Genomic DNA, 9103 nt, shown 5'->3' with positions numbered 1-9103 from the left:
CTGGCAAAATCCCATCAAAAGACCCCTAATAACCCGGCAGGTTTTAAGCAGTGGTTGAAATGGGCATTATCCCTTTCAACAGCAGCAGAACTCTGGGTAGTCATGGAACATACCGGGTATTATTCCTGTCAGTTTGAATTATTCCTGCAGGAACAGTCCATTCCTTACAGCAAAGTACACAACGGCGGCTGAAGATGGTTCAAATGATGGCTTAATAATTATTATTGTTGTGTAGAAGTGTCCTTTGGTTTCAATCCCTGTTCCCGTAAATACCTGTCGTAGGATTGTTTGATGAAGAGCATCAGGTCATAATCCGTTGCGTTGAGCAGGAAGCTGTAACTGGGCCTGTGCGTGAGCATGAAGGAATCCAATGCAGGGCTTTCCAGTTTCGTAAGCCGGGCTACAAGTTCCGGATTATAGCGGTAGTCGATATGTTTTTCTTCTTCCCAGTATTGCAGCTGCTCACCGAACTTCTCTTTCCGTTTGCGGGCCTTGTTGGGAATCAGGTAACTTAATGCAGTGATGGGATTGGAAGGTAATGTTTTGAGGATGTCCACGGCACCTGGTCTTTTATATCCAAAGTATTTCTCATATTCATCCCGGATGGCCAGGGAGTCCCTTTTATAGATCCGGCCACGCACATTGATACCCTGTAATCCGAAGATCTGGCGTTTCAGTTCAATATTCTGAGAAGCGGAAATACCGGTGGCAATGACGTAGGTCCTCACATAACTCAGCATGGAGAACTCAATGGTATCTCCCGGGAAGGCCTCAATATAATAACGGCCGGTTTCATTACTCACCGTACCAATTTTGGCCCTTTTATTCCAGATACTTACGGAGGGCAGCCCTACACGGGTATCTCCATCCGTAACCATTCCGGTTAACCGCACCTGTGCCGCCGCTTCCTGCAAAGCGGGGATCATAAAAATGAAAAGTGCAACAGTATATCTGATCAGAGAATGCTTCATACTAATATGCCAAATTTAGCGTTCCAAGCTCAAAAGAAACGTTAAAAATATTTTTAAACCTTCGCCCGGAACCATTGGATTTGCATAAATTCGGAGATAATCATCCGAATATCGTGCCATGCCGAAGAAGATCTTGTTTGCCACACAACGTTACCAATATCTGAAAGCGCGCATTTTAGCGATCGCCCCTGCAGATTGGGAAGATGGTGAAATTATTATCCGGGATTTCCCGGACGGGGAACATTACCATCGTATAACCAGCAACGTTAGCGGCAAGGAAGTAGTGCTCATTGGAGGAACAATTGATGATAAAGAAACCCTCGAACTCTTCGACATTGCCAACGGTTGTATACAAACAGGCGCTATCTGCCTCAACCTGGTGATCCCCTACTTTGGCTATTCCACGATGGAACGTGCTGTACAGCATGGGGAAATTGTAAAGGCCAAAAACCGCGCTATCCTTTTTTCTGCTTTGCCCACTACTTCTCTCGGCATCCGGGTAATTATGATCGACCTCCATGTGGATGGTATCTCTTATTACTTTGAAAGCAATGTGCGGCCGGTACATCTGTATGGCAAACTGTTTGTTCGGGAAGCGGCCCTGGAACTTGCGCAAGGTAAACCTTTTGTGATGGCCAGCACAGATGCGGGCCGGGCAAAATGGGTAGAATCCCTGGCTAATGATCTCCAGGTGCAGGCTGCTTTTGTTTTCAAACGCCGCCTTTCCGGAGAAGAAACACAAATTACGGGCATCAGCGCCAATGTACAGGATAAACTGGTGATCATTTATGACGACATGATCCGCACAGGTGGTTCTCTCCTTGATGCTGCAAAGGCTTATAAAGATGCGGGGGCCAGCGAAATTGCGGTGATCACTACCCATGGGATCTTTGCTGGTAATGGGTTTGAGAAGATCCGTAACAGTGGCCTGGTGCAAAAGGTGGTTTGTACAGATACCCATCCCAATGCCCTGCAAATAACGGATCCTATGTTGCGCGTGCAATCTGTTGCACCGCTGATCGTTGATTATTTTCTCAGCATTCCGTAATAATTTTGCTCTATGCCTGATATAAGACTTATTGAATATGGCAGTTGTGATTACAAAGCCATGGTGGAACTCCGTGATAAGATCCTGAGAGCCCCGCTGGGCCTCACTTTTTCTGAAGAATACCTGCAGCAGGAGATCTCCGATGTGCTGATTGGTTGTTTTGAAGAAGAAAAACTGCTGGGCTGCTGTATACTTACACCCCTCAATGAAACTACGGTGCAATTGCGCCAGATGGCGGTGGATGATAATTTACAGGGGAAAGGTACGGGCAGTAAAGTACTGCGGTTTGCGGAAGAGCACGCAAAGAGGAATGGCTTCCAGGAATTAATGATGCATGCGCGCAAAGAGGCGGCGCCTTTTTATACCAAAAACGGTTACCTGATCCGGGGTTCAGCATTTGAAGAAGTGGGCATTGCCCATTATGAGATGTTCAAACGGCTGTAATCTTTAAACAGCGTTTTCATCAGCTGACTGAAACTATCTTTAGCGGTTTCACTTTCGAAAGCACTGGTAGGAATGAGAAAAAAACTGCGCTTATCCTTGTACAGAAAGAAAAAGGAGTTTGTTTCCACGATCTGGGAAAAGCTTTTCCAGGACAATGCTCTTTCTCCCGGTCCTGTAGAAATGGCCATACCTTCCTCATTATAACGCAAACGGATATTGTCTTTAAAAGTAGCGGCCTTATTATAGGTAGAAACGGGTAACAAATACCAGAATGCCCAGCCCAGGATCACCATCATCGTGGAAATACCGAGTAAGGCATTGAAGTTCACAACATGAAACAGGTAACCTGTTACAGTGGCTATCAGTAAAATAATGAGAGTGTTGCGAAATACTTTGATTTCGCCACGTCGGAGAAAGTGGGAGCGCAATGCATTTATAACCTCTTCCCTATTGTACGTAAACTGAAGGAAATGCATTCACCGAACTTACGAAATTATTTTGATGCAGTCAAAGACATTGGTGCATCCAGGTCGTCGCAGGTAGAAACAGGCGCATTCTTCCGTTTTACAGCGGAAGTGGTCATGCGTTTATCTGTAAGATCTTCTTCATTCAGTCCCGGGAAATTCATTTTGATGAATTTCAGGTACTGCTGCAAAACCTTAGGATCAACCTTGAAAGGAGCTACCGGTGCGTCGTTATTATCACCTTTGATGGAGGAGCTGTTATTAACGCGGGTTTCATTCTGCAAATACCATTTGTAGAGGTCTACCATGGCCTTTTGCATTTCGGAGTCATCTACCTTTTCTACCTGGGAAGATTGGGGGAGTGTCCATATGAACTCTTCCACCCTCTTAGTAGTTTTGGCTTTTGCACCTTTGTCGGTTTTCTCACCGTTGTTGTCGTTGTTATCACCGGGATTGCCGGCGATCGCTGCAGTGGCAGTTACTGTTCCCAGTACTAGCAAAAACAACAGCTGTTTCATAAGGTAATTTTTAATGACCTAAAAATACTAAATAAATAACATAAAATACTCATTGGGGGCTAAATACGCACTTCTACGGGACAAACTGCGTTTTTCACGGTATAAACAGCCTTTTGAGTATAATTTAAAGACGACCGGCCGGATAAAAAGTTGCAAACTGGCCCTATTCTTTTTTTGGGCGGCCGGGAACAGCAGTAAAACGCTGCTTCCCTTATAATATTACATGTAATTTTACGGACGATGAATGCATATATTAATTGGAGTGGCGGAAAAGATGCTTCTTTTGCCCTCTGGCAGCTGCAACAGCAGAAGGATTACAACATACGTTATCTCTTTACCACGCTCAGTGAGGCTTTCCAAAGAGTTTCCATGCATGGGGTAAGGGAAGTGTTGCTGGATGAACAGGCCCGTCAAACGGGTATCCCTCTTAAAAAGGCCTATTTGCCGGAAAATGCTTCCATGGAAGACTATAACCGGATCATGCGCACGCAACTGGCTGAATTACAGGCAGAAGGGATCAGTCACGCTGTTTTTGGGGACATTTTCCTGGAAGATCTGCGTACTTACCGGGAAACGCAATTGGCCCAGATCGGGATGGAAGGGGTGTTCCCGCTTTGGAAAAAGGATAGTACACAGCTGATAAAAGATTTCATAACGGCGGGCTTTAAGGCTATTATCGTTTGCGTGAATGCAAAATATCTGCCGGCCTCTTTTGCAGGCAGGATGATCGATGAAGCCTTTCTCGCCGATCTCCCTGCAGAGGTTGACCCTTGCGGAGAGAACGGCGAGTTTCACAGTTTTGTGTTTGACGGCCCCCTCTTTACCGGACCCGTGAATTTTTTAGTAGGTGAAACGGTAGAAAGAGTCTACTCCCCTGTTCGTAATGGGGAAGGTGATTGCTATAAAGATGATGGTGAAAACTGTTTTAAAAAAGAAACGGCTGATTGGGACACCCGGTTCTACTTCTGTGATCTACTTCCAGTCTGAGGTTCTTTAGTTAGGTTGCTTGATTCTTTTTCTTTGTTATTCCTCCACCTTGATGAAAAAACAAAAGCAATGGATGAATCCATTGCTTTCGAGAGTCATTTACTTTGCAAGAAGATTCTCGCGGTGTAGGAATATTTGGTTTTTCATAGGACAGTAACCATATAAAAATTAATACTTTAACAAATATAAAATAATTTGAATAAATAGAAAAATCGGTGTCTGAATATTCAAAATCCTCAAAATAACCCCCTCAAAATGAAAATAAACAAATTAAAAGGCCGTTTTTTGAAGAAAATCCAACTTTGAAGATACCCTGGGCAAAATCGGTTTTGCGGGCTGGGGTGTTTTGTTAACAAAAAAGGGGCTTTTTTTGCCGCGCAGCCCTCATGCACCTTCTAAGATTAACAAACCGAAAAAACCTGTTAACATTTCTCCTATTTTAATGACCCTATCTTCGCAAAACATGTTACAAAAACGTGTAGTAAAATTTGGGATAAATTCTTGTGACTCAGTAGAAATTTCAGCTGCGTTATATTTTACTACTACAAGCAATACATCTTCACATCAATCATCTCATTTCAATTGCGAAGATGCAGCTATGTTTTTTAAAGCAATGTGCCCTCTTCGCAGAAGCTACCCTCTAAGGCGCAATCCCTTGCTCCTGTTGTGTTTTAGTGTACCTTATATTTTCCTTCACTAAAGTGATCACGCATCTTTCATGTCGCAAATAATTGCGGGTGCATTGTAATGCATGCATCTTTTTTGCAGTTATTGAACTGTTTTGTGCAAATCCTTCGTAAAAGTGGTGGAAGAAAGGCTTCGGCTGAAACCCTTTACAGACAAGGGGGAAAAGAAAAAGGGCACTTAGAAAAGTGCCCTCAATTTGTTACTATCCTATGAAAACCCTATTTGTATACAAAGGTATATCTATGTTAACTTTATTTGAAATTTTTGCCATCGAATAACAAATAATTAACAAAGTATTCGTTGCGTAAAAACCACACAAACCCAATCCCCAAGCCACTTTCAAGGCACACTATCCAACGATTCGCTTTACTACGCTTGTTAAACATTCCTAAACAATTGCAAATCACATCAGCTACAACCCATGCTGTTACCGCAATTCAGACATTTGTAACATGTTCCTGAACGTACAGTGATATGTCCGCAGGTACTACAGGCGGGAGCATCACTCTGCATGCTGCGCATGTATTCCTGTGTACTGCTCTCTCCGCTGGCAGCAGCTACTGGCTGCGGTTTCACGGACTTTTGGCCGGATTGATTACTTGCTGTACCAACAATCCTCATGTTGGATAATTCTGGTTTAACAACTGGCTCAACAGGATCATCATCCCAATCATCTTCTCCTGTATTTCCTGGTGCATCCAGTATATGTACAAGATCAGTTCGGCCGAGATACTCATAACCCAGCACTCTGAAAATATAATCGATCAATGAAGTGGAAGAACGAATATTTGGATGATCTACCATGCCTGAAGGCTCAAAGCGGGTAAATACAAATTTATCTACAAACTCTTCCAGCGGCACGCCATATTGCAAACCAACGGACACTGCTATTGCAAAACAGTTCATGAGGCTGCGCAAAGTGGAACCTTCTTTTGCCAGATCAATAAAGATCTCTCCCAGTGTTCCGTCGTTGTATTCACCTGTGCGCACGAAGATGGGTTGTCCGCCAACTTTGGCCTTCTGTGTAAATCCACGGCGTTTGCCAGGCAGTGTTTTTCTTTCTACGATCCTTGATAAGGCACGTTTCAGTGAGGTATCCGAACTAGCGATCATGCGCTTATTCAATTCTTCCAGCAATTCATCTATCGTTAGCTGGTCCATATCAATGATCTGCCCGGTATTTTCTGCCTCTGCCACTTCTCCCCTCTTTCTCTTGTCTCCTTTTGTATTCAGCGGCTGGCTCAGTTTAGATCCATCCCTGTACAAAGCACAGGCTTTAAGCCCTAATTCCCAGCTCAGTTTGTAAGCATCAGCGATCTCTTCCACCGTAGCCTCATTAGGGAGGTTGATGGTTTTTGAAATAGCGCCTGAAATAAATGGCTGCGTGGCTGCCATCATGCGAATGTGGCCATGCGGGTGAATGAAACGTTCTCCTTTTTTACCACATTTATTAGCGCAGTCAAAAACAGGGAGGTCTGTTTCTTTCAGATAAGGCGCCCCTTCCACTGTCATGGTACCACATACATAATCATTCGCAGCTTCTATCTGTTCATCTGTAAAGCCCAGCTCATGCAACAGGCTGAACTCCATATTATAGAACTGCTCAGGTGTGAAACCGATCCTTTGCAAACATTCCTCACCCAGCGTGTATACATTGAACACAAAAGCCACATCAAAGGAAGAGGCCACTGCCACATCCAGCTTTTTGATCTCTTCTGCAATAAATCCTTTTTCACTCAGTGTTTGCGGATTAATGTAGGGTGCACCGGCAAAACTTCCTGTGCCTTTGGCATAATCCACAATGGCTTTGATCTCATTTTCTTTATACCGGAGGTTACGTAATGCGGCCGGAATGGATTGATTGATGATCTTAAAGTAACCACCGCCGGATAATTTTTTGAATTTAACGAGCGCAAAATCAGGTTCCACGCCGGTAGTGTCGCAATCCATGACCAGGCCAATTGTTCCGGTTGGTGCGATCACGGTAGCCTGCGCATTCCGGTAACCATATTTTTCTCCTAACTGCACAGCATCGTCCCAGGCCTTTGTGGCTGCTTTCAGGAGATAGTCCGGGCAATATTTTGCGTCGATGCCCAGTGGCTGGATCTCCAGTCCTTCAAAAGCATCTGCTGCATCATATGCTGCAGCCCGGTGATTACGCATCACCCGGAGCATTTCTGTTCTGTTCTCTTCGAATTTAGGGAAAGGACCCAGGTGACTGGCCATTTCCGCAGATGTCTTATAAGATACACCGGTCATGATGGCTGTAATAGCTCCGGCAATTCCACGTGCTTCTTCACTATCATAAGCAATGCCGCTCACCATCAGCATGGAACCCAGGTTGGCATAACCAAGCCCCAGTGTTCTGTATTCGTAACTCAGCTGGGCTACTTCTTTGGAAGGGAATTGCGCCATGAGCACGGAAACTTCTAATACAACGGTCCATAACCGCACGGTGTATTCAAAACCCGGCACATCAAACTGGTTATTGCCTTCATTAAAGAAGCGGCGCAGATTTACGGAAGCCAGGTTGCAGGCTGTATTATCCAGGAACATGTACTCAGAGCAAGGATTGGATGCATTGATCCTTCCGCCCTGGGGACAAGTATGCCATTCATTAATAGTAGTATCATATTGGGTACCGGGGTCTGCACAACGCCAGGCTGCGTAAGCTATCTGGCTCCAGAGGTCTACTGCTTTGAGGGTTTTAGTGGTTTTGCCGTTCATGCGGCCTTTTAATTCCCAATCCCCGTCAGATTCCAGTGCATGGAAGAAGCTATTGGGGATTCTCACGGAGTTATTGGAGTTCTGGCCGGAGACGGTTTTATAGGCATCTCCTTCATAATCAGAAGAATAACCTGCAGCAATGAGGGCTGCCACTTTCTTTTCTTCCTCGACCTTCCAGTTAACAAATTCCAGGATCTCCGGATGGTCCAGGTCCAGGCAAACCATTTTAGCTGCCCGGCGGGTAGTGCCTCCTGATTTGATAGCACCAGCTGCTCTGTCTCCTATTTTGAGGAAACTCATAAGGCCGCTGGAAGTGCCGCCACCACTCAGTTTTTCTCCATCACCACGAAGGTGGGAGAAATTGGTGCCTACGCCGGAGCCATATTTAAAGATCCGGGCTTCCCTTACCCAGAGGTCCATAATACCACCATCATTCACAAGATCGTCACTCACACTGAGAATGAAACATGCATGGGGCTGGGGTCTTTCGTATGCTGAAGTGGATCTTTCCAGTTTATTGGTGCGGGGGTCCACAAAGTAGTGGCCCTGCGGTTTGCCTTTGATCCCATAACTTTCATGGAGGCCGGTATTGAACCATTGCGGGGAATTTGGTACACAGGCCTGGTTGAGCATGGCATAGACCAGCTCTTCATAAAATATGGCGGAATCTTTCGGGGAGGCAAAATAACCATACCTTTCTCCCCAGGCGCGCCAGCAATTGCACATTCTGTGCACGACCTGCTTTACGGAGGTTTCCCGGCCAAGGGAACCATCAGGCTGCGGAACACCGGCTTTACGGAAATATTTTTGAGCAAGGATATCTGTAGCGATCTGAGACCATCCCTTAGGGACTTCCACATTATTCATTTCAAACACCACATCCCCGCCAGGGTTGCGGATCACAGAGGAGCGGAAGTCATATTCGAACTGATCATAGGGGCTAATACCTTCCTGGGTAAAGTGACGAGTGAATACAAGGCCACCAGCCTTATTCTCTTGATTTTTCATATGCCCTGGATTATTTACAGGATTAAGCAAATCGGTTTATAACTCTCTTTCTACGCGGGATTACTAAAATAATTTTTTAAACCTTTGATTGGCTATTATTCTTATCCACAGGCTGTGCATAAGCAAAAAGACTGCCTCGATTAACAATTAGGGGGTAAAAAGGGGAACTTGGCACTCTTTTAGTGCTATTTCAGTTGTAAAATCAATGCTATGCATACTTATTTAACTATGTGCCTTATTAGAAAATAA

At 44.8% G+C, this 9103-nt stretch carries 8 protein-coding genes; 4 read left to right on the top strand and 4 right to left on the bottom strand.

All coding sequences use genetic code 11. The features are described 5' to 3' along the window. On the top strand, window positions 1-192 hold a 192-nt coding region (locus tag GFS24_RS29045), incomplete at its 5' end, for a hypothetical protein (RefSeq protein WP_216647578.1). A 29-nt stretch (window positions 193-221) separates the two neighbouring features. Here GFS24_RS29045 and GFS24_RS28675 read toward each other — a convergent pair. Then, on the bottom strand, window positions 222-971 hold the full coding sequence (locus tag GFS24_RS28675; protein WP_153665926.1) for a carboxypeptidase-like regulatory domain-containing protein: 750 nt from the start codon (window positions 969-971) through the stop codon (window positions 222-224). A gap of 118 nt (window positions 972-1089) precedes the next feature. Between GFS24_RS28675 and prs the strand changes: the two genes are divergently transcribed. Both prs and GFS24_RS28665 read left to right on the top strand, forming a co-directional pair. Then, window positions 1090-2019, top strand: coding sequence for a ribose-phosphate diphosphokinase (gene prs / locus GFS24_RS28670; RefSeq protein ID WP_153665924.1), 930 nt, complete (start codon window positions 1090-1092; stop codon window positions 2017-2019). Between the two features lie 12 nt (window positions 2020-2031). Next, a complete protein-coding gene (locus GFS24_RS28665) occupies window positions 2032-2463 on the top strand; it encodes a GNAT family N-acetyltransferase (RefSeq protein ID WP_153665922.1) in 432 nt (143 codons plus the stop codon). Here the strand turns inward: GFS24_RS28665 and GFS24_RS29550 are convergent. Together GFS24_RS29550 and GFS24_RS28655 are read right to left on the bottom strand one after the other, a co-directional pair. Further along, on the bottom strand, window positions 2439-2792 hold the full coding sequence (locus GFS24_RS29550) for a YcxB family protein (RefSeq protein ID WP_173003233.1): 354 nt from the start codon (window positions 2790-2792) through the stop codon (window positions 2439-2441). The genes GFS24_RS28665 and GFS24_RS29550 overlap by 25 nt on opposite strands. Window positions 2793-2956: 164 nt before the next feature. Further along, entirely contained in the window at window positions 2957-3445 is a 489-nt protein-coding gene (locus tag GFS24_RS28655) for a hypothetical protein (RefSeq protein ID WP_153665918.1), read from the bottom strand. Window positions 3446-3685: 240 nt separating this feature from the next. On the opposite strand from GFS24_RS28655, the gene GFS24_RS28650 reads away from it, so the two are divergent. Next, window positions 3686-4432, top strand: coding sequence for a diphthine--ammonia ligase (locus tag GFS24_RS28650; RefSeq protein WP_153665916.1), 747 nt, complete (start codon window positions 3686-3688; stop codon window positions 4430-4432). 1095 nt (window positions 4433-5527) lie between these two features. Here GFS24_RS28650 and GFS24_RS28645 read toward each other — a convergent pair. Next, window positions 5528-8854, bottom strand: a complete 3327-nt coding sequence (locus tag GFS24_RS28645; RefSeq protein WP_153665914.1) for a vitamin B12-dependent ribonucleotide reductase — start codon at window positions 8852-8854, stop codon at window positions 5528-5530. Window positions 8855-9103 lie beyond the last annotated feature (249 nt).

Origin of the sequence: Chitinophaga sp. SYP-B3965, from assembly GCF_009647655.1 — a bacterium.
Taxonomy (GTDB): domain Bacteria; phylum Bacteroidota; class Bacteroidia; order Chitinophagales; family Chitinophagaceae; genus Chitinophaga.
Note: the sequence above shows the minus strand (reverse complement) of the source record. Positions and strands in the feature narration are given on the sequence as shown.

Excerpts from the sequence above, each read along its gene's own strand:
- GFS24_RS28675 (WP_153665926.1), bottom strand. The coding sequence starts at position 971 with ATGAAGCATTCTCTGATCAGATATACTGTTGCACTTTTCATTTTTATG.
- prs (WP_153665924.1), top strand. The coding sequence starts at position 1,090 with ATGCCGAAGAAGATCTTGTTTGCCACACAACGTTACCAATATCTGAAA.
- GFS24_RS28665 (WP_153665922.1), top strand. The coding sequence starts at position 2,032 with ATGCCTGATATAAGACTTATTGAATATGGCAGTTGTGATTACAAAGCC.
- GFS24_RS28655 (WP_153665918.1), bottom strand. The coding sequence starts at position 3,445 with ATGAAACAGCTGTTGTTTTTGCTAGTACTGGGAACAGTAACTGCCACT.
- GFS24_RS28650 (WP_153665916.1), top strand. The coding sequence starts at position 3,686 with ATGAATGCATATATTAATTGGAGTGGCGGAAAAGATGCTTCTTTTGCC.
- GFS24_RS28645 (WP_153665914.1), bottom strand. The coding sequence starts at position 8,854 with ATGAAAAATCAAGAGAATAAGGCTGGTGGCCTTGTATTCACTCGTCAC.